This is a genomic window from Sediminibacterium sp. (assembly GCF_019264485.1).
Lineage (GTDB): Bacteria > Bacteroidota > Bacteroidia > Chitinophagales > Chitinophagaceae > Sediminibacterium.
Map to the genome: position 1 here is coordinate 106,343 of NZ_JAHVAA010000013.1, position 23,755 is coordinate 130,097.

The 23,755-nt window shown below is 41.0% G+C and carries 21 protein-coding genes; 7 read left to right on the top strand and 14 right to left on the bottom strand.

The features are described 5' to 3' along the window. Positions 1-33: 33 nt before the first annotated feature. Entirely contained in the window at positions 34-759 is a 726-nt protein-coding gene (locus KXJ59_RS11315) for a DUF4197 domain-containing protein (protein WP_295204633.1), read from the bottom strand. 177 nt (positions 760-936) lie between these two features. Here KXJ59_RS11315 and KXJ59_RS11320 point away from each other — a divergent pair, with 177 nt between their 5' ends. Continuing rightward, positions 937-1,449 carry a phosphoglycerate mutase family protein gene (locus KXJ59_RS11320; protein ID WP_295204635.1) on the top strand — a complete coding sequence of 171 codons (513 nt, stop codon included), beginning with the start codon at positions 937-939 and terminating at the stop codon, positions 1,447-1,449. Between the two features lie 170 nt (positions 1,450-1,619). Continuing rightward, a complete protein-coding gene (locus KXJ59_RS11325) occupies positions 1,620-3,206 on the top strand; it encodes a peptide chain release factor 3 (protein ID WP_295204637.1) in 1,587 nt (528 codons plus the stop codon). A 115-nt stretch (positions 3,207-3,321) separates the two neighbouring features. On the opposite strand, the gene KXJ59_RS11330 is transcribed toward KXJ59_RS11325, so the two are convergent. Further along, on the bottom strand, positions 3,322-4,317 hold the full coding sequence (locus KXJ59_RS11330) for a HAMP domain-containing sensor histidine kinase (RefSeq protein WP_295204640.1): 996 nt from the start codon (positions 4,315-4,317) through the stop codon (positions 3,322-3,324). Positions 4,318-4,456: 139 nt separating this feature from the next. Between KXJ59_RS11330 and KXJ59_RS11335 the strand changes: the two genes are divergently transcribed. Continuing rightward, positions 4,457-4,987 carry a GNAT family N-acetyltransferase gene (locus KXJ59_RS11335; protein ID WP_295204642.1) on the top strand — a complete coding sequence of 177 codons (531 nt, stop codon included), beginning with the start codon at positions 4,457-4,459 and terminating at the stop codon, positions 4,985-4,987. Between the two features lie 21 nt (positions 4,988-5,008). Continuing rightward, positions 5,009-6,316, top strand: coding sequence for a 30S ribosomal protein S12 methylthiotransferase RimO (gene rimO, locus KXJ59_RS11340; RefSeq protein WP_295204645.1), 1,308 nt, complete (start codon positions 5,009-5,011; stop codon positions 6,314-6,316). A 77-nt stretch (positions 6,317-6,393) separates the two neighbouring features. Here rimO and KXJ59_RS11345 read toward each other — a convergent pair whose 3' ends face one another. After that, positions 6,394-7,659 (bottom strand): sterol desaturase family protein, encoded by a 1,266-nt coding sequence (locus tag KXJ59_RS11345; RefSeq protein ID WP_295204647.1) that lies wholly within the window; start codon positions 7,657-7,659, stop codon positions 6,394-6,396. On the opposite strand from KXJ59_RS11345, the gene bshC reads away from it, so the two are divergent. Further along, entirely contained in the window at positions 7,660-9,456 is a 1,797-nt protein-coding gene (gene bshC / locus KXJ59_RS11350) for a bacillithiol biosynthesis cysteine-adding enzyme BshC (protein ID WP_295204650.1), read from the top strand. A gap of 8 nt (positions 9,457-9,464) precedes the next feature. Here the strand turns inward: bshC and purE are convergent, their stop codons facing one another. The 5 genes from purE to KXJ59_RS11375 form a co-directional block, all read right to left on the bottom strand. After that, a complete protein-coding gene (purE, locus tag KXJ59_RS11355) occupies positions 9,465-9,986 on the bottom strand; it encodes a 5-(carboxyamino)imidazole ribonucleotide mutase (RefSeq protein ID WP_295204652.1) in 522 nt (173 codons plus the stop codon). A gap of 82 nt (positions 9,987-10,068) precedes the next feature. Beyond that, positions 10,069-11,172, bottom strand: coding sequence for a DUF2911 domain-containing protein (locus tag KXJ59_RS11360; RefSeq protein ID WP_295204654.1), 1,104 nt, complete (start codon positions 11,170-11,172; stop codon positions 10,069-10,071). A 171-nt stretch (positions 11,173-11,343) separates the two neighbouring features. Continuing rightward, a complete protein-coding gene (locus KXJ59_RS11365) occupies positions 11,344-12,753 on the bottom strand; it encodes an alpha-L-fucosidase (protein ID WP_295204657.1) in 1,410 nt (469 codons plus the stop codon). A 76-nt stretch (positions 12,754-12,829) separates the two neighbouring features. After that, positions 12,830-13,549: a pyridoxine 5'-phosphate synthase gene (locus tag KXJ59_RS11370; protein WP_295204658.1), complete on the bottom strand. Its 720-nt coding sequence runs from the start codon at positions 13,547-13,549 to the stop codon at positions 12,830-12,832. A 61-nt stretch (positions 13,550-13,610) separates the two neighbouring features. Beyond that, positions 13,611-14,030, bottom strand: coding sequence for a DUF1761 domain-containing protein (locus tag KXJ59_RS11375; RefSeq protein WP_295204660.1), 420 nt, complete (start codon positions 14,028-14,030; stop codon positions 13,611-13,613). A 135-nt stretch (positions 14,031-14,165) separates the two neighbouring features. Between KXJ59_RS11375 and KXJ59_RS11380 the strand changes: the two genes are divergently transcribed. Then, on the top strand, positions 14,166-16,010 hold the full coding sequence (locus KXJ59_RS11380) for a UbiD family decarboxylase (protein WP_295204663.1): 1,845 nt from the start codon (positions 14,166-14,168) through the stop codon (positions 16,008-16,010). Between the two features lie 87 nt (positions 16,011-16,097). Next, positions 16,098-16,682: a peroxiredoxin-like family protein gene (locus KXJ59_RS11385; RefSeq protein ID WP_295204665.1), complete on the top strand. Its 585-nt coding sequence runs from the start codon at positions 16,098-16,100 to the stop codon at positions 16,680-16,682. A 120-nt stretch (positions 16,683-16,802) separates the two neighbouring features. Here the strand turns inward: KXJ59_RS11385 and KXJ59_RS11390 are convergent, their stop codons facing one another. The 6 genes from KXJ59_RS11390 to KXJ59_RS11415 all read right to left on the bottom strand — a co-directional run bounded on the left by KXJ59_RS11390 (position 16,803) and on the right by KXJ59_RS11415 (position 23,645). Beyond that, a complete protein-coding gene (locus tag KXJ59_RS11390) occupies positions 16,803-17,261 on the bottom strand; it encodes a YhcH/YjgK/YiaL family protein (protein WP_295204667.1) in 459 nt (152 codons plus the stop codon). Between the two features lie 32 nt (positions 17,262-17,293). Beyond that, positions 17,294-18,088, bottom strand: a complete 795-nt coding sequence (locus KXJ59_RS11395; RefSeq protein ID WP_295204668.1) for a DUF2452 domain-containing protein — start codon at positions 18,086-18,088, stop codon at positions 17,294-17,296. Positions 18,089-18,204: 116 nt separating this feature from the next. Next, positions 18,205-18,735, bottom strand: coding sequence for a DUF2911 domain-containing protein (locus KXJ59_RS11400; RefSeq protein ID WP_295204670.1), 531 nt, complete (start codon positions 18,733-18,735; stop codon positions 18,205-18,207). An 85-nt stretch (positions 18,736-18,820) separates the two neighbouring features. Then, positions 18,821-20,668 (bottom strand): hypothetical protein, encoded by a 1,848-nt coding sequence (locus KXJ59_RS11405; protein ID WP_295204672.1) that lies wholly within the window; start codon positions 20,666-20,668, stop codon positions 18,821-18,823. A gap of 157 nt (positions 20,669-20,825) precedes the next feature. Continuing rightward, the gene (locus KXJ59_RS11410; RefSeq protein WP_295204674.1) at positions 20,826-21,275 is read right to left on the bottom strand and encodes a hypothetical protein; all 450 of its coding nucleotides are present in this window, start codon (positions 21,273-21,275) and stop codon (positions 20,826-20,828) included. Positions 21,276-21,743: 468 nt separating this feature from the next. Continuing rightward, positions 21,744-23,645, bottom strand: a complete 1,902-nt coding sequence (locus KXJ59_RS11415; protein WP_295204675.1) for a beta-N-acetylhexosaminidase — start codon at positions 23,643-23,645, stop codon at positions 21,744-21,746. Positions 23,646-23,755: the final 110 nt, after the last annotated feature.

The following is a 23,755-nucleotide window of genomic DNA, read 5'->3' on the forward strand; positions in this document are numbered from 1 at the left end:
TATCGAAAATCATATCCGACATCAGACATTTTCTTATTTCGCTCCAAACACCTTCTTCAAAATATCACTGGTTCTCGCCAGCGGATTTTTCCTGATTTCTTTTTCTTCCACTGCTACCTGATAAAAAATACCACTCATAGCACGTTCTGTTACATATGCCGATAAATCAGGATTGAGTTTCTGACGAACCAATGGTAATTTATTATAACTGGTGACCAAACTGTTCCAGTGTTTCGTGGCATCTACTTTTTGCAAAGAAGTTTCAATCACCGGCCTGAATGCTTCGGTAAGCGGATTGGTTGTTTTAGATTTCAGGTAAGCAGTAGCTGCAGTATCTGATCCTTTCAATATACCCACTGCATCCTGAAAACTCATTTGCTTGATGGCATCTGCAAAAATGGGAGCGGCGCTTTTGCAGGCATCTTCAGCAGCACGGTTCATGCTCAGGATGGCTTCATCAACCTGTTTACCAAGTCCAACACTTCTCAGTGTTTTTTCTACTTTTTGAGCTTCAGGGGGTAGTAATATTTTCAAAGCTGCGTTGGCAAAAAAACCATCCGTCTGTGCCAATAAGTTCGACCCTTTTAATGAACCCTGCACCAGGGCTTCTTTTAAACCCGCCACAATATCATCATTAGCCAAACCGGTCTGGTTACCTGATACCGCATTTTTGGCTTTATTCAGTAACCCACCCAATTTCTGGGCATCTGTGTTTAGCTGCAGGATAATTAAAACAAGTAGTGTAAGGATTCTTTTCATGCTTCTTTTTTATAACTTGTTCAAAAATGATACCAAATCGGTCGTTTCAAAAATAAACCCTCTGATCAGAACAAGATGTGAAGAATACCTTATAAATCACCTGGATAAGTGATAAAATGGACGGACGGTTGAAAGGAAGTTCATTTAGCGCTTATCTTGGTACATAAAATATTTCGCATGAAACAACTGTTTAGCCTTGTATTTCTTTCTTTTCTGGTGCTGACCGCTATTAATGGAGATGCACAGACCAGTACATTTATATTGATGCGCCATGCAGAAAAAGATACGAGCGCACAGGGATCAACCATGATGCAGGCCGATCCGAAATTAAGTCCGGAAGGTGAAGCACGGGCCGCACGCATTCCTGAAGTATTAAAAACATTTGCTCCGGATGCTATTTATTCCACCAATTTTATCCGAACCAAATCAACCGTAACGCCACTTTCAAAAAAGACAGGTAAGGAAATACAGGTGTATGATCACCGTAACCTGAAAGGATTTGCCGAAGAACTCCTCAAAATGGAGGGTAAGACAGTAGTGGTAGCGGGTCATTCCAATTCAACACCCATGTTGGTGAATATGCTGATCAAGGAGAATAAATTCCCAAACCTCGATGAATCGGTTTACGATACCTATTGGGTAGTAACCGTTAAAGATGGTAAGGCTGAAGCTAAGCAAATGAAGTATTAGGCCTTGTCTTTCCCTTACAAATCATAACTTTGCGGGCTGAAAAGTCCGAAAGTCAGGAAGACCGAAAGTCAGGGAGTCCGAAAGTCCGAGGAAACTGTCAGTAGTTTTCAGTTCTTCCGGACTCCCTGACTTGCGGCCTTTCGGTCTTCCCGACTTTCGGACCTATCATTATGAAGTACGAAAAAGAGATCAACCGCCGCAAAACATTTGCCATTATTTCCCACCCCGATGCGGGTAAAACTACATTGACAGAAAAACTGTTACTGTTTGGTGGTGCCATTCAAACAGCAGGTGCCGTTAAAAGTAACAAGATCAAGAAGCATGCGACTTCCGATTTTATGGAAATCGAAAGACAAAGAGGTATCTCGGTAGCCACTTCGGTTATGTCTTTTGAGTACAGCAATACATTGATAAATCTCTTGGATACACCGGGTCACAAAGATTTCGCAGAAGATACTTACCGAACCCTTACTGCTGTAGACAGTGTAATACTGGTAGTAGACAGTGTGAATGGGGTTGAAGACCAGACCCGGAGACTGATGGAAGTATGTCGCATGCGCGATACACCGGTAATCGTATTCATCAATAAAATGGATCGTGACGGAAAGAATCGTTTTGATTTGTTGGAAGAGATTGAAAAAGAACTGCATATTTCACTTCACCCCATGACCTGGCCCATTAATAGTGGAAAGGAATTTAAAGGAGTTTATAACCTGCACGATAAGAGTCTGCGTTTGTTTACGGCCAGTACCAAGGCCGATGATGATGATACCATTGCCATTGATGATCTTTCTTCTGCTTTACTGGATGAAAAAGTAGGAGAAAAAGATGCAGCACAGTTACGTGAAGATGTAGAACTGATAGATGGAGTATATGGTGAGTTGAAAGTGGATGATTATCTCACTGCTAAAATAGCTCCAGTATTTTTTGGTAGTGCCGTGAATAATTTCGGTGTGAAAGAAATGCTCGATGCGTTTATTCGTATTGCACCAGTGCCCAGAAGCAGAAATACATCAGCCAGAACGGTAGAAGTAGGAGAAGAAAAATTCAGTGGCTTTATTTTTAAGATACATGCCAATCTCGATCCCAAACACCGCGACCGTATTGCTTTTATGCGTGTTTGCAGCGGCAGGTTTGAAAGGAACAAGTATTACCATCATGTAAGACTTGATAAGGATATGCGTTTCAGTAATCCATACAGTTTTATGGCCAGGAGCAAGGATGTAATAGAAGATGCTTATGCAGGTGATGTGGTGGGTTTATTTGATACCGGTAATTTTAAAATAGGGGATACGCTTACAGAAGGAGAGGATTTTTATTTTACAGGGATTCCTACTTTTTCACCTGAAATATTTAAAGAACTGGTGAATAAGGACCCGATGAAAACCAAACAACTTGAAAAAGGCATCAGTCAATTGACAGATGAAGGTGTGGCGCAATTGTTTACACAGTTTGGAGGCAATAAAAAAATCATTGGCTGTGTGGGTGAACTGCAGTTTGAAGTCATTCAGTACAGGTTATTGCAGGAGTATGGTGCCGCCTGCGAATTCAGGACACTGCCTTTTTATAAAGCCTGCTGGCTTACCAGTACTGACCAGAAAAAACTCGATGATTTTCTTCGGTTTAAACAACAGAATTCGGCAGAAGATAAAGACGGGCATCCCGTATATCTTGCACAAAGTGAATGGTTCCTGAATACGGAGATCACTAATAATCCGGATATCAAGTTCCATTTCTCCAGCGAAATACATAAATAAATCTCTGCGAATCTTCTCGATAGGAATCCTGAGGACTGTGTTCTCCTTTCTCTGCGGTGAATGTACCAGAATGCTCACCGCCGAGAAAGGAGATAGCGCAGATAAACCGCAGGGGTTAATTAGCAATGGGCAATTGAATCGTAAATACGGCACCCTGGTTTTTACCTTCACTGAAAGCAGCAATCATGCCACCGTGGTTTTGAATAACTTTACGGGTAAGGTAGAGCCCCACACCTGATGATACTTCGCCATCGGTACCCATTTTTCCTTCAGAAGTAAATTTTTGGAAAAGTAATGCTGCTTTTCCTGTGTCAAACCCAATTCCTTTATCGGCAACCAGTAAATGAATATGACCACTGAATACATGAATTTTCACAATCACTTCGCCACCCCGATGTGAAAACTTGATGGCATTGCCTATAATATTGGAAATAGCCTGCGATAATAAACGGCTGTTACATTTTACCTGAATAGCAGGGACCGGGTGAACAGAGAGCTGAATCTGTTTTCTTACAGCAGACAACTGCTGCATATCAATTGACAGTGATAAGATATCAGCAATATTTCTGGCTTCAAAAACATGGGATATTTCATCTTCTTTTCCTGTTTCTAGTATTTGAATGATGTCCTTAATAAATATCAATTGTTCTTCTGCCATTTTTTGAATGATGGCACCATATTTTGCAGAAAGTTCCTCGCTTTTTTCTGATTGTAATAATTCTCCCAAACCAATTAACTGGGTAAAAGGGGTTCGGAGATCGTGTGATAATAAGGTCAGTATATCTTTTCGTTCTTTTAACAAGGCATCCATGGAATCGATAGCAATCTGCACCTGTTGCAATAATTGTCCGGCTTCATCGGTATAATGAACCGGTAAACTCGGAATGACCTTCTTTCGGGTATAATCCTGTAATGCATTTTTAGCCTGAAGTATTGGCCATAAAAGGCTTTTTAGTAATAAGAGGGTTAAACCAGTTGCAATGAGTGTAGCAGCTAAGGCTACCAATATTACATTCCAGCCTTTTAGTGGTATCCAGTCAAACACCACAGCCATAATAAGCACAATGAGAGGTATATGCACACCAATAAAAGCAATAAATAAGAACTTCAACGTGTAATTTGAAGACAAAAAACCAGGTCGGGAGAAAAAATGGTAAACATTTTTCATAAAATAGTAGCTAACGATTGCATTACAAAAATGCTTTCTTTGTACCGTATCGGGTCATAAAAAATTAAAAAAAGATTAAACAGTGGATTTATTCGTAACTAATAATCTGATTATCAGGCAATTTGATCGATCTGATGCGGAGGCATTTTATCAATTAAATAGCCACCCTGAAGTAATGCGTTATATCCGACCGGTAAAAAGCAGAGAGGAATGTGATGCTTTTTTACTTGAAAATATTCAGTTATACCAAACTGGGTCTGCTATTGGCAGGTATTATGTTGGTGAAAAAGGATCACAGACTTTTGCCGGTACCTTTTCGGTGCTGATGATGCCCGACCGTGAAGCTTTGCATATTGGTTATGCCCTGATGCCCTGGGCACAGGGAAGAGGATGGGCAAAGGAATTATTGTTTGCAGGGCTTCAATGGCTGGTAACTCAGAGTGAGAGACCTGAAATTTTTGCCATTACCGAACCTGCCAACCTGCCATCGGTGGCATTGTTGCAAAAAGCTGATTTTCAACGGCAAGCCGATATGATGGATCATGGCAAAAACCTGAATGTATTTATGATTCAACGTTCCTTTCTGCTGCAGCAACAGGTGTCTGCCACCTAATTACTACCTTTGCCGCCACGTATGAAATCGAAAACACTAAAGAAAGATAAGGTTAATATCATCACCCTCGGTTGCAGCAAGAACCTGGTAGACAGTGAAGTGCTGAGTGGGCAACTGAGCGCCAATGCCATTGATGTAGTGCATGAGAATAAAAAATTTGATCACAATATAGTGGTAGTGAATACCTGCGGTTTTATTGACAAGGCCAAAGAAGAAAGTATCAATACCATTCTCGACCAGGTAGAACTGAAAAGAAGAGGAAAACTGGATAAAGTGTATGTAACGGGTTGCTTAAGTGAACGCTACCGTGGCGATCTTGAAGCCGAAATGCCTGAAGTAGATGCCTGGTTTGGCACGATGGAATTACCCCTGATCCTTAAAAAATTTGAAGCAGATTATAAAGCGGAACTCGTAGGTGAAAGATTACTCAGTACCCCGCAGCATTATGCTTATATGAAAATAAGCGAAGGTTGCAACCGTACCTGTTCTTTCTGTGCAATTCCTTTGATGCGCGGACAGCATATCAGCAAATCCATTGAAGAACTGGTGGCTGAAGCGGAAGGCCTGGTAAAAAAGGGAGTAAAAGAGATCATGCTGATTGCACAGGAGCTCACTTATTACGGACTGGATATTTATAAAAAACGTGAGCTCCCCAGACTATTGAATGCACTTGCAGATGTAAAAGGTATTGAATGGATACGTTTACATTATGCTTACCCCAGTAAGTTTCCGCTTGAGATGCTGGATGTGATGCGCGAAAGGGATAATATCTGCAAATACCTCGATATGCCACTGCAGCATGCCAGCAACAATATGCTGAAAGCCATGCGAAGAAATATTACCAGAGAAGAAATGGGTGAACTGATTCAACAGATCAGGGAAAAAGTACCTGGTATCTGTTTGCGTACCACTTTAATTGCAGGCTTTCCGGGAGAAACAGAAGAAGATGTAGAAGAGTTGAAAGATTTTTTACGTGAACACCGTTTCGACCGTGTAGGTATTTTCAGCTACAGCCATGAAGAAAATACCGGTGCTTACGACCTGGAAGATAATATTTCAGCCGAGCTGAAAGCAGAAAGAGCACAGGAAATTATGGAAGTGCAACAGGAAATCAGTTATGAAAAGAACCAGGAAAAAATAGGCAGAATTTTTAAAGTGTTAATCGATAAAAAAGAAGCGGGCCGCTACCTGGGAAGAACAGAATTTGACAGTGTAGAAGTAGATAATGAAGTGGTAGTACATTCGACAAAAAAATTAATACCCGGCGATTTTGTACAGGTAAAAATTACAAAAGCATACGATTACGATCTGGAAGGAGAAGTGGTGTAGTAAACAGAGGAACAGAGAAATAAAGAATAAGGAATGTGAAAGTTGGATTCTTTCTTACTTCTTCTGTTTCTTATTCCTTATTTCTCTGTTTGTACAGCTCTCGGGTTTTCTATCCATGAAAAATAAAAGGCAACAAAAAGGGAAAGCACCAGATAGGTTGTCATTGCGTAAAAAGCTCCGTTGAAAAGATTGCTCATGCCAAACCAGTCCCCGGTACGTATTAATACTGTAATGCCAAAAACGAATTTGAATATTTCCCAAATCCAGGCATATTTATTTCTGTCCATCAGTTCAGTAAAAGCATAGACCTGCAAAAAAATAAACCCGCCGTAGATAAATATATCCGGACTGCCAATGGCAGCAATATTGCCAAAGCAATAACTGATAAGCAAAAGTGTGGAAACCATTTGTATCCAGGCCCAGGTGAGTAATGTTTTGGTATTTCCCGATTCGTATTTCTGGAAGTGATACACATCTTCAATTTTGTATACCGGGTATTTTTCAGCCACGTCTGCCGGTCTCCAGCCGGTAGGCATGAGCCAGATTCGGAACTTATCTTTCCAGCTTTGCGCATGCCATGCATCTTTAATCAGTAACCATAAATGCATAAAATTAATTTTGATGGGATTCCAGGTATGTACAGGTCTTGTGATGCCATACACAGCCGGTACAGTTGGTAATTCTTCCTGATAGGTTCCAAACATTTTATCCCAGAAAATAAAAATTTGCCCATAGTTTTTATCCATATACTCCTTGTTAATGGCATGGTGCACACGATGATGGGAGGGCGTTACAATAATTTTTTCCAGGAAACCCATTTTATCAATATGCTGTGTATGATACCAGAACTGTGCAAACAGATGCAAAGGCGCTACAATGGCTACCACCTGTCCGGGCACACCTAACAGGGCGGCTGGTAATAAAAAGATGGTGAAAATTTTTACAATCGAAGAGATACTTTGGCGAAGTGCACAGGCCAGGTTAAAATCTTCACTGCTATGGTGAATGATATGGTTGTTCCAGAAAAAATTGTATTCATGCGCAATCCGGTGTATCCAGTAACCGGCAAAATCAAGCGCTATAAACGCAATAAAATAAGTGAGTGCTCCGGAAGGTACCTGGGTAATGGCCAACTTTTCTACCATCCATTCATAACTGATGACAGCAATGCCAAGACCGAGGACATCTTTGGTAACATTGGTAACGCCGGAACTAAGACTGGAAATCATATCCAGTGTACGAACGGTCTCTTTTCCCCTATACCAGCCATACCATTTTTCAAAAAGTACCAGTAATAAGAATACAGGCATGGCTATCAGGATAATCTTTCCGTAGGTTTCCATATGGCAATCGTAATAGCAATAAATTTAGGAATATTCCGGGAATCGTCAATGGTCAATGGTGAATACAGGAGCATACTGGTATGGTTGGCGACCAGCAGTAAACAATTATTCACCATTGGTCATTCACTATTCACGCTCCCTGTTAAAAATTACCAGCGGCACCATGTATTTGCAGTAAATTGTATTTTTACGCCTCATATGAAGCATCACTGTACCCGTTTATCTTACGAAAGCACCGGATATTTTTCATCGATTGTGGCCGATTATTTAGCGCAGACATCAACACTTCGTCCATTTTATGCGCACATGCCCAACCTGGAGGGTATACAGGATGCTATCAAAGCCCGTCAACAATTTGCAACACCCCGTAATGTGCTGGTTAGTAGTTTACAGCAGCAATACAATACAATCAGTACAGACAGGGCTGTAACTGCCAATATTGAAGCACTGGGAGATGAAAAAAGCTTCACTGTTGTAACCGCACATCAACCCAATATTTTTACCGGACCACTTTATTTTATCTATAAAATTTTACACGCCATTCAACTGGCTGAATATTTATCTGAACAACTACCTGCCTATCGTTTTGTACCAGTTTATTATATGGGTAGTGAGGATGCTGACCTGGATGAACTTGGGCAGGTTACTGTTGATGGTAATGCCTTACACTGGGCTACCAAACAAACAGGTGCTGTTGGCCGGATGACGGTAGATAAAGAACTGATTAAATTATTAGACAGTATTGAGGGACAAACTGGCGTGTTGCCTTTCGGAAAAGAATTGTCTGATTTATTCAGACAGGCATATACTCCTGGCAGAACCATACAGGAAGCTACATTGGATCTGGTAAATGCACTCTTTGGAAGGTTTGGATTGGTAGTGCTGATACCCGATCAGCATGCGGTGAAAGCGGCATTCAGTTCCATCGTACAAAAAGAATTGCTGGAAGGGTTCTCACATCAGATCGTAAGTGGTACCATTAGTGAACTGGGAAAAAATTATAAGGTGCAGGCTGGCGGAAGAGAAATCAACCTGTTTTACCTGATCAATGACCGGAGAGAAAGAATTGAAAAAGAAGGAGATGATTATCTGGTAAACTCCTTAAATCTGCGTTTTACAAAGGAACAGATATTAGAAGAACTGAAAACATATCCTGAACGTTTTAGTCCGAATGTAATATTGCGTGGTGCTTTCCAGGAAACAGTTTTACCAAATATTGCCTTTATCGGTGGTGGTGGAGAACTGGCCTACTGGCTGGAATTAAAAAATGTATTTGAGGCCATAGGAGTACCATATCCTGTACTGTTATTGCGTAACTCGTTCCTGGTTATGACAGCAGATCAGGAAAAGCGTATGCAACAACTGGACTTGAATCATCAAACACTCTTTCACAAGGCAAACCTGTTACTGGAACAACTGGTGAAAAAAAGAACCAGCAGGGAGCTTGCATTAAATAATGAAACTGAACAGCTCAAGGTATTGTATGAGCAAATAAAACAGCAGGCAGGTGCAGTGGATGGAACACTGAAAGCACATGTAGAATCATTATTTGTAAAATCATCCAAACGACTGGCAGAACTGGAAAAGAAAATGTTGAGGGCTGAGAAAAGAAAGTATGAAGCAGAAGAACGACAGATTCAGTCTCTGAAAAAACAGTTATTCCCCAATGATAGTTTACAGGAGCGTGTAGATAATCTATCGGGATGGTATGCCCGTTATGGGAAAGATTGGATAGATATGGTGGCTAATAACTCTTTAAGCCTTGAATCAGGGTTTACGATACTGGTAATTGACTAGAATATATACTACTCGTCAAAACCATTTGGCCATTCTTGTTTAAGACCTTCTATTTTGATACTTACTTCATCCTGTAGCTGCTTTTTATAAGCAGCTAATTTTTCTCCTGTAATTGTATCAGTAGAGCCAATGATCTGCGCAGCAAGGATGCCGGCATTTTTAGCCGCATTCAAAGCCACTGTTGCTACCGGAACACCATTGGGCATTTGCAGAATAGACAATACAGAATCCCATCCGTCGATGGAATTGGATGATTTGATGGGTACGCCAATTACGGGTAATGTAGTAATTGCAGCCACCATACCGGGTAAATGTGCAGCGCCACCGGCACCGGCAATGATCACCTGAAGCCCCCTGGATTTTGCTTTCTCGGCATACGCAACCATACGCTGTGGTGTTCTGTGTGCAGATACTACCGTTAATTCAAAAGCAATACCAAACTGTTTGAGCATATCTGCTGCAGCCTGCATAATACTCAGGTCGCTATCGCTACCCATGATGATACCAACGAGGGGAGAAGGATTAGTCATATGACAAAGATAGCAAATCGAATTTATCTATATTTTTCCGGCTCCGGACTTAAGTCCGGAGCCGGAAAAATATAGATGGTTTTTAGTTGATGTCTTTACCTTCTTTCAACAATGTCAATGCACGTTCAACAAAGGTTTTATTGGCACCGGGAGGGGCAAGGGGAAGGGCTTTTTCTGCCATTTCCAATGCTTTTTTATAATCACCCACTGCCGAATAAGCCCTTGCCATTCCGAGGAGTGGTGTAAACTGCCCAGGATTTTTTTGCAGATTTAATTTGAATATCTCTAATGCTTCCGTGTTTTTCTTCTGCTGTAATAATTGGCGTGCATATTGGTGAATCTGGTTCATATTACCCATATTCAAGGCATCTTTCATGCCTGTTGCAGCTTCTGCTGATCGCCCAAGTTTTTCAAGAATCCTCGCGCGTGTTGAAAGTGTAGCAAAATTACGGTCACCCAATGTGGTATTTACAGCTGTATCGGCCCACTGTAACGCTTCTTCCAGATTTACATTTTTATCAAGACACCATTGTGCGGCCTGCTGCCAGGGAGCCCAGTAAAAACCTTTATCTGTTCTGAGTTCTTGCCGGTATATACCAAGTTGTTGTTGAACCAGATCGGTCTCAACCCTGAATGGGATGGCCAACTTCTCCCACATTAAGCTGATGGTAGCAGCAGATTCTGTTTGATTTGAGAAATCATAACGCAGCCACTCTGTAGATTGTGCAGTGGCCACTGGCTTCACCGTAACCCGAAGTGCATCTTTCTTTGGATCATAATAATAACTACCCCATGACTGATGGTCATAAGAGAAAATTAAAGTTGATTGTTCGGCACCATAAGCAATGTAGAAACCATATTTACCGGCTTTTAGGGGCTTCCCTTCGATGGTTACATCTTTATCAAATTCAATAACAGTGGTTTCATTTGCGCCAGCACGCCAGGGCGCAGCGGCGGTATTGCCAAAACCCTGATCAAAAAAACCAGGCTGTACCAGTTGTCCCCATATCTTTCCTTCCCTGCCCTTTACAGCCGGGCGATCGTAATGAATGGTGACAGTGGTTAAACCTATCTGTTCACCCGTCATGGCTTTTTTATTGCCCCCGCTTGGTGGTGTAGTGAGTATTCTTTGTGCCTGAACAAAACCTATGTTGAGCAGGCAACAGACAAACAATAATTTCTTCATGTTGTATCGTTTTATAGCGGCAATCTACACAGAACATCCTGTTCATCATATTTAAAATGACGAATGAATATTTTAGTGGATAACAGGTACTAAGCAGGTCGGCTATTTACATATAAACATGTATAGTCTTTAATAACACATACAGATAATTTTAGCCGCTGGGAAAAAGGGTTAGGGCATGGTTTTGATATAATAAGCACCAACAGACCTGAGCACAACGGGAGCTTTTGTTTCATGAATAGTTATTCGTATCCGGTCTGTTTTAATAGTACTGAAACTGGCTATTTTTTTTCTCCCGATGGTAGTTCCACTGAATATTTTTTCGAAACGGTCTTTGTGCCAGTATTCAATGCTGAATGAAATCACCCTTTGTCCATAGTCAATCATTTCTTCGAGGCTCACTGCATTCAATGTTTGCTCACCTGGAATGGTAAAAGTTAACTGAACTTCATTCCCCGATTTTGCAGCCCAATAACTGCTGATATTTTTATCGGTCAGGTTTAATAAATTCTTTTTTTGTGGGTCATTCGTTGTAATGACAGCATTTACAAACAGGTCTGTACGAAAAGCTTCCGCTCTCATTCTGGCAAACCCCATCAGTGCAGCAGAATCGTTCGGGTGAAACAATCCTCTTCTGTCGGGAGGTACATTCAATAATAAATTTCCCCCATTACCAACAGAACGTAAATAAATATTAAATAAGGTTTCCGGTGTTTTTACTTTATCATCTTCTTCTTTATGATAAAACCATCCCGGTCTGATAGATACATCCGCTTCAGCAGGTATCCAGTGTTTACCATTAAAATTTCCCTGATTCAAAGTGTCAACATGTGGCGCACCAAGTCCACGTGCAAAACCAGCCGTATCAAGCAGGTTCCAATTGGTGTTGCCAATAAATCCTTTTTCATTGCCACACCAACGGATACTCGGACCAATATCGCTGAAGATGATCATATTGGGTTGTAATTTGAAAACTGCATTTTCAAATCGCCTGAAGTCATATACCTGTTTCTTCCCGTTGGGACCTTCTCCATTGGCGCCATCCCACCAGAACTCAAAAAAAGGGCCGTATTGCTGAATGAGTTCTTTCATGGTAGCGATGTAGATATCGTTGTATTCGGGTGTGCCATATTTGGGATGATTTCTATCCCACGGAGATAAATACACACCCATTTCAATCCCTTCTTTTTTACAGGCTTCTGATAAAGCTTTCACCACATTACCTTTGCCATTCATCCATTTACTTTCTCTCACTGTATGTGTACTGTATTTACTGGGCCATAGGGAGAATCCGTCGTGATGTTTTGTAGTAAGAATAATGCCTTTGGCACCAGCCTGTTTGGCGACACGCGCCCATTGCCCACAATCGAGTTGTGTTGGATTGAAAATATCGGGTCGTTCATCGCCTTCACCCCACTCCTTATCTGTAAAAGTGTTCGGGCCGAAATGAATAAAGAGATAAAACTCCTTTTCATGCCATACCAGTTGTTGTTTGGTGGGAACAGGATAAACAGGTTGTATCTTCTGTGATTTGGATTGAAGGGATAGGAGAAGAGACAGAACAATGATAATTTTTTTCACAAGCGTGCATTTGAGTAAACAAGTATATAATGCAGGTATTAATTCCTTGCCCCGGATTGAAATCCGGGGCAAGGAATTATGATAGCTGACGTTTATACATTTGAACTGCATTCTCATACCCGAGATAAATGGCATCGCATACCAGGGCATGACCAATGCTTACTTCATCCAGATAGTGGATATGTTGTTTTAAATATTTGAGATTGGTAAGATCAAGATCGTGTCCGGCATTAATACCCAAACCAAGCTCTTTTGCTTTAGCTGCGGCCTTTACATATGGTGTAACCGCTTCTGCAGCTTTACCTTCTGCAAATAACTTAGCGTATCCTTCAGTATATAATTCAATACGGTCGGTACCGGTTAATGCAGCGCCTTCAACTATTTCAATCACCGGATCAACAAAAATGGATACACGGATACCTGCGGTTTTAAAAATTCCGATAATATTAACCAGGTAATTTTTATGTTCGATGGTATTCCATCCATGATCACTGGTAAGCTGCCCCAGTGCATCCGGAACCAATGTTACCTGATGGGGTTTGGTTTCCAATACAAGATCAACAAATTTCTGTTCGGTTGGGTTGCCTTCAATATTAAATTCAGTTGTGATGATTTTTCTGATGGCACGTGTGTCAGCATAACGTATATGTCTTTCATCCGGACGTGGGTGAACCGTTACGCCATCGGCGCCAAATTTTTCTGCATCAACTGCAGCTTTCAACACATTCGGATTATCGCTACCCCGGCTGTTTCTGAGCGTGGCAAACTTGTTGATGTTCACACTGAGTTTTGTCATGCGGTAAAGTTAATCAGAAGTCGGGATTTTATGCGTATTGCCCGACTTCCGATTGAATTACTTATCCGAAATACTGCATGATCATACTGGCAATGATCAATCCAAGGATATGATAGCAGCAGTCAATAAAATACAATGCAGCCGGTTTTTTATTATACAGGTATCCGATGCTGATGGCCGGAGTACTGAAGCAGACAGAAATCAGTATGGCAAGATGAAAGGCATCGGCATAGTTATTCATGGGTACCAGTTGTCTGAAAATAGTTAAACCAATACAGCTTAGTGCCATGAACAGGAAGCTGCTGATCATTGTAAGAGCCACTCCTTTTTTCATATCCGGATCATTTGGATTGATGCCCGATAATCGCACCCAGGCCTTGGAGAATACACCTCCGTACCAGATGGCACCAAGTAAAAAATAGGCGATTGAACCAATGATGAGTGATAACCAGTTAACATGGTCGGTGAAATGATGAAGCATGGCAGGTTGTTTTGGGTTTAGGAATATAACAAGATCGTAAATAAAAATCAAAGCATCAACAGGATGAAGGCAATAGCGTAATTTGCATAGGTATAAGGATTTTCAACAATTTTTACTGACTAGTGTTTTGTATTTATGGCATACTCATCTCTTGAATCCTGTTTAATTGACCTGGAGCGGAATGGTCAGTTGGTACGTGTAAAAGAAGAAGTGGACCCCTATCTTGAAATGGCCGCTATTCATTTACGTGTGTATGAAATAGGAGGTCCTGCTTTGTTGTTTGAGAACGTAAAAGGCTCTCGTTTCAGAGCGGCATCTAATATTTTCGGAACACTCGATCGCAGTCGTTTTATATTCAGGAATACATTGGCCTCAGTTCAGAAACTCATTGAACTGAAAGGTGATCCCATCAAAGCCATAAAACACCCTTTGCAAAATTTCGGCGCCGGGTGGGCTGCATTAAAAGCATTACCACTAAGAAATCCTTTTACTAAACCGGTTTTATATGAAGAAATTCAGATCAGTGATCTTCCACTGATTCACCACTGGCCCAATGATGGAGGTGCTTTTGTTACTTTGCCACAGGTATATACGGAAGATATTGATCAGCCCGGCATCATGAAAGCAAACCTGGGTATGTACCGTATTCAGCTAAACGGAAATGAATACGAGACCAACCGCGAAATTGGCCTGCATTACCAGCTGCATCGGGGTATTGGCGTACACCAGACCAAAGCCAATCGCAAAGGGCTTCCATTAAAAGTCAGTTGTTTTGTGGGTGGGCCGCCATCGCATACTGTATCTGCAGTGATGCCTCTGCCGGAAGGAATCAGTGAAATGACATTCGCAGGCGTTTTGGGTGGCAGAAGATTCAGGTATACTTATGCAGATGGATTTTGTATCAGTACTGATGCTGATTTTGTAATTACCGGTGAAGTTTATCCGGGAGAAAATAAGCCAGAGGGACCCTTCGGAGATCACCTGGGATATTATAGCCTAAAACATTCGTTTCCCTTGATGCGTGTGCATAAAGTATATGCGCGGAAAAATGCTATCTGGCCATTTACGGTAGTCGGAAGACCCCCACAGGAAGATACCAGTTTCGGACAATTGATACATGAAATTACAGGCGATGCCATTCCGCAGGAAATACCCGGAGTGAAAGAAGTACATGCAGTAGATGCGGCAGGTGTTCATCCTTTGCTCTTAGCTATCGGCAGTGAACGTTATACGCCCTATTTACCAACAAAACAACCAGCAGAATTACTCACTATTGCCAGTCATATTTTGGGAACGGGCCAACTCAGCCTCGCCAAATTTTTATTTATTACGGCAGATGACACACAAAAGCTGAGTACACATCGTGTGAAAGACTTTTTTACCTATTTGTTTGAAAGAGTAGACCTCAGCCGGGATATACATTTTCATACCAATACAACCATCGATACATTGGATTATTCCGGTACCGGATTGAATACAGGCAGTAAAGTAGTAGTGGCCGCCTATGGCGATAACAAAAGAGTACTTGCTACAGAAATACCTGCGTCGTTTTCAGAAAAGAACTCATTCGGACCCGCACAGATGGTCATGCCCGGGGTCATTTGTCTGCAAATAAGTACCTATTCTGATGCAGTTGCTGCGGCAAATGAAATGAGTGTGCTTGATGAAACCTTCAAGCCGATATTAAATGATTTAAAGGGTATTGTACAAATAATAGTTTGTGATGATGCTGCTTTTACAGCGGCGAGTTTAAATAATTATTTATGGGTTACTTATACCCGTTGTAATCCTTCTCATGATATACATGGAGTGGCTGCATTTACTGAGCACAAACATTGGGGCTGCAAGGGACCGATGATTATTGATGCACGTATTAAACCACATCACGCACCACCGGTACTCAAAGATCCGGCTATAGAAAAAAGAGTAGACAGATTATTCCAGAAAGGAGGAAGTTTATCATCTATTGTCGGTCATTAATAGTTCTGAATCGGTAAAAAGCGGTTATTGCCTTTTAGGTTTTTGTAAGTAAATGATTCCTCTTGCGTCATTATAAAAAAAGCAAAGATGAAATACCTTTTAACTGCAGTAGTTGTTTTATTTTCTCTCGGGTTAAAAGCCCAGACCTCCGAGCCAGCCGGATTAAAAGTGGGTGATACAGCGCCGATGTTCAACGGCATTGATATGAATGGGAAAACCTTTTCGCTTGAGTCGGCCCTGAAAAAGGGAGATGTAGTGCTGATGTTTTATCGTGGACAGTGGTGCCCATATTGTAATAAACAAATGAGCCAAATGAACGACTCTCTTTCAATGATTACCGGAAAGGGAGCTACAGTAGTAGCCATATCACCTGAAATACAGGAAAATGTGGTGAAAACAGTTGAAAAAACAAAAGCGTCTTTTCCTGTTATCAGCGATGTGCAGATGAAGATCATGAAAGATTATCAGGTAAATTTTGCTGTTCCGCAGGCTACAATCGACCGCTATAAAAATTTCGGCATCGATTTTAATGTGGTTAATGGGGGAAATGGTGCCAATCTGCCAGTACCAGCTACCTATGTTATTGGAAAAAATGGGAAGATTAAATATGTATTCTTTAATCCCGATTACAGAAAAAGAGCTTCTGTAAAAGAAATCGCTTCCTATCTATAAGGCCAATCTTTAGCAGTAGCTGAAATTTATTAAATGACTCCTCCCGTTCTCTTATTCTCCCTGCAAATACAGAAAGGTTTTAACAGGGAGAATAAGAGAACGGGAGGAGTTCTTCAATCATTAAATGTCTACAGCTACTTTTAAGACAATTTTTTTAACTTGTCCGGTATCTCCATGCTGAATACATGGCATATGCAGGTCATCAGGAAAGAAAATAGTAAACATGCCTTCAGTTACTACTGAAAAGAAATCGGGAGACTCATCAAACAACATATAGTCATCTTCCGGATTATAAAGACGAGATGGAGTTTGCGTTTGTAATAATGCATGCCCCATTTTTTCTTTACCTTTTACTACATACTGTACATCAATGAACTTCTTGTGTGATTCAAGTTTCTCCAGCGCCGGATCTTTTGTTTCATATTCCTGAACAATGGCAAAGACTTTGTCTTCAATGATCGTGTGTTTGCCATTTTCCAAAGACAGTAAATCGTGTTCCTGTAAAAAGCGCAATGCTTTTTCGATACCATTACCTAGACCGTAATATTTACCTGCATTATGTAAATGATCTATAACCATACTTGTATCTTGTTTACTTGATGAATTGTAATTTAATTATTTATTTCAACCCAGGTATGATCGGCTAATAAACGCACAGATGAAACAAATTGTCTGAATGGCCCGGATCCTCCCCATTCCTGAGGCGATACGAGTGAAAGTATATGTTGACCATCCTTTTTTTCATACAGATGATAGATATGTCCTATCTGAGGTTTGAAATTCAGTTTGGCCTCATAAATCATCATACTCAGTTCCTTTCTTTTCCTGATCTCCTGTGCCTGTCTGGCCAGTAATTCAATCTGCTGTCTGATCTGATCGAGTTGCATATTGGTCTGGTCTTCCATTGCCGAAAGGGCTTTGTGTTTAATTACACCTTCTTTTGTGGGACGTATAGCCACACCAGCAACAGAAGAAGCATAAGGTAGTACACTGAGCTGCTTATGGTATATCTCAATATTAACAAAAGCTTTTCCGGAAGCATCAGTGCCCTGCTGTGTAAGTTTGAGATATCCGTTGGGCATGATTTCATGTTTCACTTCCAGAACGGTTTGCTCATTGCTGAGAAAACGAAACAGGAGGGTAGAGGAATTGATGATGGTAGCTTCAGCCTTGTCGGCAAGGTCTGTATTATCAAATGCCCTTAATGCTCCATCAGGAATAATATTGTATTGGGTATAATAGGCTTCATTATCCATCGATACCCAGTTGATACTAATGCCCAAAGCATGTCCATTCTCGATAGATTCAATTTTATAGTTGCCGCTTTTAGGAGGGATACCCGATTGAAAATCGCATTTCTCGGGAAACAATTGCCAGCTGGCCAGAAAATTATATGCTTGTACCATTTATTATAAATACAGATAGCTTATGCAAAGGTTCTGCATTTTAGGTGAATAGGAATAAAAAAGCCACAGATTCGCGTAATAAGCTGCGGATCTGTGGCCATAAATATCGGGATAGATTATTTCACTGTAAAATCAACCTTTAGTGTACCCCATGTGAGTGTAACCACGCCGGCTTTGCTGATGCTATAATTCAGTTTTTCTACTGAAGTATCTGACTTGCCGGGTTTTACATTTACACGTAAAGCGTCATCGGCCTGCTTGTAAGAGTAAGCCCCCCATTGTTTTGAAGTTTTGTTGAAAATGAGGGTATAATCACTGCCATTGTCTAAAGTAAAGAATGCGTATTTGCCGGCAGGTAATGTTTTGCCTTCTATGGTAACATCTTTACTTACTTCGAATACTGTGGCATCATTGGCACCGGCGCGCCATACTTCTCCTTTTTTGGGTTCTACATCTTTACCAATGGTACGTCCTTTCAACGAAGGCGAACTGTAATCGATCGTGATGGTAGCACCGCTGGCAATAGTTTCTGTTGCTTTGGCAGGTGGACTAGGTCTTTTTGAAGGATCTCCGCCGCCCTGAGCGCAGGCTGTAATGGTAGTGAACATCAATCCCATCAGGATCGAAAAAGAGAATAATTTCTTCATGATATACTTGTTTATGTTTATAAACGAAAATTACTGTAAAAGGTTGAAGCCCCGTATAGGTTTATGATAATTGGTCTGTTAAAAATCAGTTTACCTGTATAAAATCGGGTTTACGTAATAACTGGCTGTTGTATTTGAATCGAAGACCTGTATTAAAAGTGAGGTTCCAGGGTGTCATTCTTCCCGTAGTTCTTGGGTAATAATAGAGTTTCAACTCCATTGTTCCAAAAACCAGGTTCTCATTTCGGGTACGAACACCACTGCCAAAAGAAGTGTAAATATCTCCTTTGTCAAAACCCTGACCGATGGTTTTCAGGTAAGTAATATTGGTAAATACAAAAGGGGCAAAACTAAACCCATAGGTTTTAGTGGTATTGTAAAAAACAGATTCACAGTTGGCACTTATGCGTGTGGATGCGCGAACTGAATTGGTGTTTAATTCCGGTATACCAAAAATGCTGGTAAGTCTTAAGGGTTCATTCAATACTGTTCTTACCTGTTGTGTAATACTTCCACTTAAAAAATGACGCGTGAACCAGTGGCTGCCACTGATTTTTCTGAGTCTGGTAAAATATTCAATACTGGTTAAACCGCTAATGTCTTCAAACTGGTTTTTATTGAAGTAAGTCCCAAATCGGATGATATAATTGACATAGTTTTTACTATCAGAAAAATAATCGCGCTGGTAATCGAATCCAATATAGGGACGCTCCACATTATTTCTGCGAACCCATCCGCCTATAACCGATAAGCTAAAACCTTCAGGAACGTCTTCATTTCTTCCAAAACCGTACAGAAAATTGGTGCGGTAATAATCCTGTTCAAAAATGGTGAAACTACCGAGTACGGCTTCTACATTGGAATAATAATAATTGTAAGTTGTTTTAAACTGCTCGGGTATATCATTGAATAATCTTTGTACCCCTCTGATGCCGGCAAATCTCTTTAACCTGGAGGAGAGATTCTGTTTCAGTTTTGTTCTTGCGCCAATATTTAAAGCCAGCCAGCCATCTAATAAACGATAATTGTATTTGAATCCTGTTTTATAAAGAGAGTCTGTAAGATAGCTGTTACTGGTCAGGTGTTTACCTACTTCAAAGCCACCTGTCCACTGATGATAAGGGCTAACCAGTGGTAATTCGCCACGTAAGTACAATGCTTTTTCTTCTCTTCTTCCACTGTTGAATGCGGGTGCCTGGGTTTGAAAACCAAAAGAAAGATTAAGAAAACTGCCGCCCACATTTCTTTTGGTGTATTCAATACCGGAACCAAAATCGGGTTTACGGTCCATATCATATAAGCCCCTGAACTGTATTCGGTCGCCGGAACCAAAAAGGTTATCGTTATTGAGTTCGAGACTCATACTGGTAGCCGAGCCAATTTCTGCGCTGCCACCGATTGGAAAGAGGTCTTTCCAACGGATGATCACATCCACGGCATCGGGATCGTCTTTCACATCTGCAACAACAATTTTGGCATCCTGTAAATAAGACAGTTCGCGCAGGAATCTTTCATTATCAGCCATAAGGTAGGGGTAAAGGGTGTCGCCGGTGACAAAGAAAAGATTGCGTAAAATGGTCTTATTGGTAGTACCTGTATAAAGTGCATCGCTGATATCATTCATCAACCGTCTCCCAGAACGGCTTGTATCGTTTACGGAATTATCAAAAGACAATTTATCAACCCTGATCTGGCGGATAATTTTGCCTTTAAAAGGCTGGAATGCTGCTTCATTTTTTACAGCACCCTTGTTTTCTGTAATAATATCTTCCTGTCCGCGTATGGACACAGCACGACCCAATTTTCCGAGTAACCCTTTTTTATGTGCGAGAAAGAAAACGGTGTCTTCCTGTAACCTGTTTTGCGACAAAGCGGGATAGAAGCAGGTGTAGCAGAAGGCAAAAAACAGCAAACGATATAAAATAGTGCGCACAAGCATTCCTGAACGGGACCCCGGTTTTCAGTTGGTAATAATCACCGGTAAGTTAAGGAATCGGTAGTAGTTAAACGCTAAATGTTAAAAGCTTATAACGATAATAAAAAACCCGGCTTACAGGCCGGGTCATATCGAATCAATGCTAAGGGCTGTTTTATTTAACTTCTTTAGAGAAAACGCTCACCTGTCCGAAAGCTGAAATCTCTAATACAATCTTCATATCAGCGTTATCCATCGATACAAAATAGCTGGTTTCGCCTTCTGCATTTTCAAACTGGATCACATCTTCAAGCTGAAACTCAGGATAAGTGTATTTAGTAGTGATCGTCTGCAGGGCAGATTTTGGTAATTTGTCGAAAGCAAAAGCTTTAGCCGAACCAATCAGTTCACCCTGGTGGGTATAAAACACTTCTTTTTTAATACCATTCTCCAGAAAACTTACTTTTTCGAATTTGGCATCAGCGCTCCAGTTTACTTCTTTGGCTGTGGTAAATGTTGAGCTGAAATGGCTGGCACCATTATAACTTGTTTTTTTGTTGGTATCAGCAAAAGCGCTGGTTCCAAGGGCGATCACCGCTAAGGTGAGGATGATTAATTTTTTCATTTTCTTTTTATTAATGTGTTTATAATTAGTTTGTCGTTTTTCTTTTGATTGAATTGACAAGTCAAAAGTAGAACCGAGTGATATATAGACGAAGGGAATTGTGATTAGTTACAAGCGTAGGATGAGTGATATTATGAGTGGTGTTAATGCCAATGTTAAGCATTGTTAATATAGCACTATAACCCTTTGCAGTAAAGGTTTTCAGGGGAATTCTTAAAGAAATATTAAAGGCCGTCTCACTGTGATGAGTAGCAGAAACCAAATGTACGGTTTAGGATGAACGGCAGGGAAGTCGGCGAAAGAAGCTGCGAGTTTTAAGTTTCAAGCGGCAAGCTACAGGCTACAAGTATGATTTTGGATATTAAAAGGGATAATCGCTTTTGCGTGATTATCCCTTTTAATCGTTGTATCAATATCATATTACCCAATAACCTACTGCTTGCAGCTTGTAGATTGCAGCTTCTTTCCTTACCTCCTCGGTGCTCTCTTCTTAAGCTCCTCCACCGAAATATTAATCTGCCGGCCAACCTGTTTCCCGTTTTTGTAGCAGACAAACTTAACATTGGCTACGTCTTTGGGTAGGGTATAGGGGGCCTGGTATTGGCGGTATGTATGGTCTGGGTTGCTTTCGTCTATTGAAAAATGAACCGCCATATCGGGTATTTCTTTGTCAACCACGAGTATAAGATTGCCTTTTCCATCATTCTGAGCCGAAATAATGGGGTCGTACATGGCAGTACTATACCTGATTTTGGCAAAATTCATCCTTTCAAAATGTTGTTCCACCCGGTTAATAAAATCAGGCCAGTTTTTACGCTCTTTGGGCGACCATACCGATTCTGCAATGGCCAATGCCCTGGGCCATAGCATATATTGTACAGCACTGAAGTTTTGAATCTGCTCGGTCCAGAGATTGCCTTGACCGCCAAGAATGAATTTCGGATCAATACTATCGGGTAATGGGTCAAACTGGTAGGCTTTCTGAAGTCGTAATCCTGCGTACACCGGCGGCTCCATGGTTTTCTCACCCTGATAATAGTCTAAATAGGCAAAATCGGTGGGCGACATTACCACGGTATGGTTGGCTTTGGCTGCTGCAATACCACCTTTCATACCCCTCCAGCTCATGACTGAGGCGCCAGGAGCTAATCCACCTTCCAAGATTTCATCCCAACCCATCATCTTTTTACCTTTTGAACTGATGATTTTCTCTACCCGCTTTACAAAATAGCTTTGAACCGCGTCCATATCTTTCAGTTTCTCTCTTTGCATCAATGCTTTGATCTCATCACTTTTTTCCCAGAAGTTTTTAGCCGTTTCATCACCCCCCATATGAATGTATTCAAAGGGGAAGAGTTGCGCCACTTCGGTAAATATTTTGTCTAAATGCTGGTATACTTTTTCATTAGCGGGAGAGAGGTTATTGTCTTTCAAAGCATAGAAATGAGCACCTGCCGGCCATTCCATGAATTTTTCACCCGCATTCACCCAATATTTAGTGCCGGGTGTGGCCGATAGGTCCGGAAAAGAAGCCAGCATGGCCATACTATGACCGGGAATATCTATCTCAGGTAAAATATTTACAAAACGGTCTTTGGCATACTGTACCAGTTCGCGGATATCATCATGCGTATAAAAACCGCCATAGGTTTTGGGTTCATCGGGCGAGGGATCAGGTGTGTTGGCCCATTTACCTTCACGCAGCGGTCTCCAGGCACCAATATCGGTAAGCTGGGGTAATGATTTGATCTGTATCCTCCAACCCTGGTCATCTGTTAAGTGAAGATGCAGCAGGTTGAATTTATAACGCACCATTTCATCAATAAACTGTTTTACTTCCTGTTTGGTGAAGAAATGACGGCTTACATCAAACATCAGTCCGCGCCAGCCAAAACGGGGTTTATCAGTGATGGTAACTACAGGGATGCTCCATACGTTTTTCGCTCTTAACCCGTTGTTACCTTCCGCTTTTTTTGGTAATAACTGAAATATGGTTTGCATACCATAAAATAAACCGGCTGGCTGATTAGCATGTAGTGTAATCTTTGTTGGCAGAACAGTTAAACGATACCCTTCTGATCCTAATTCATTATCTGATTTATCAAGCAGATGAAATTCGATATCAGTATTGGTTTTTTCTGTTTTTAAAACGGTACCTGTTGCATTTGAGAAACGCACGGTAAACTGTTGGGCAATATTATCTGTACCTGCTCCATGTATGGAAAAACTCATGGTTTGCTTTGAACCAAACACACCATCTCCTTTTATAAGAGATAAAGGTTGTGGTATAATATGAATTGGATCTGTCTGTTGAGCCGAAACAGCAAACACGAATAATGATAACGAAAGAAAGCCGAGCAACTTTTTCATATACAAGCAATTTGAAACTGAAAAATAAGATAAATCAGTAAGCGGCGTTCATAAAAAGAGCAGGCATTATTGTGTAGTCTGAAAGTCCGAAAGACCGGAAGATGATTACT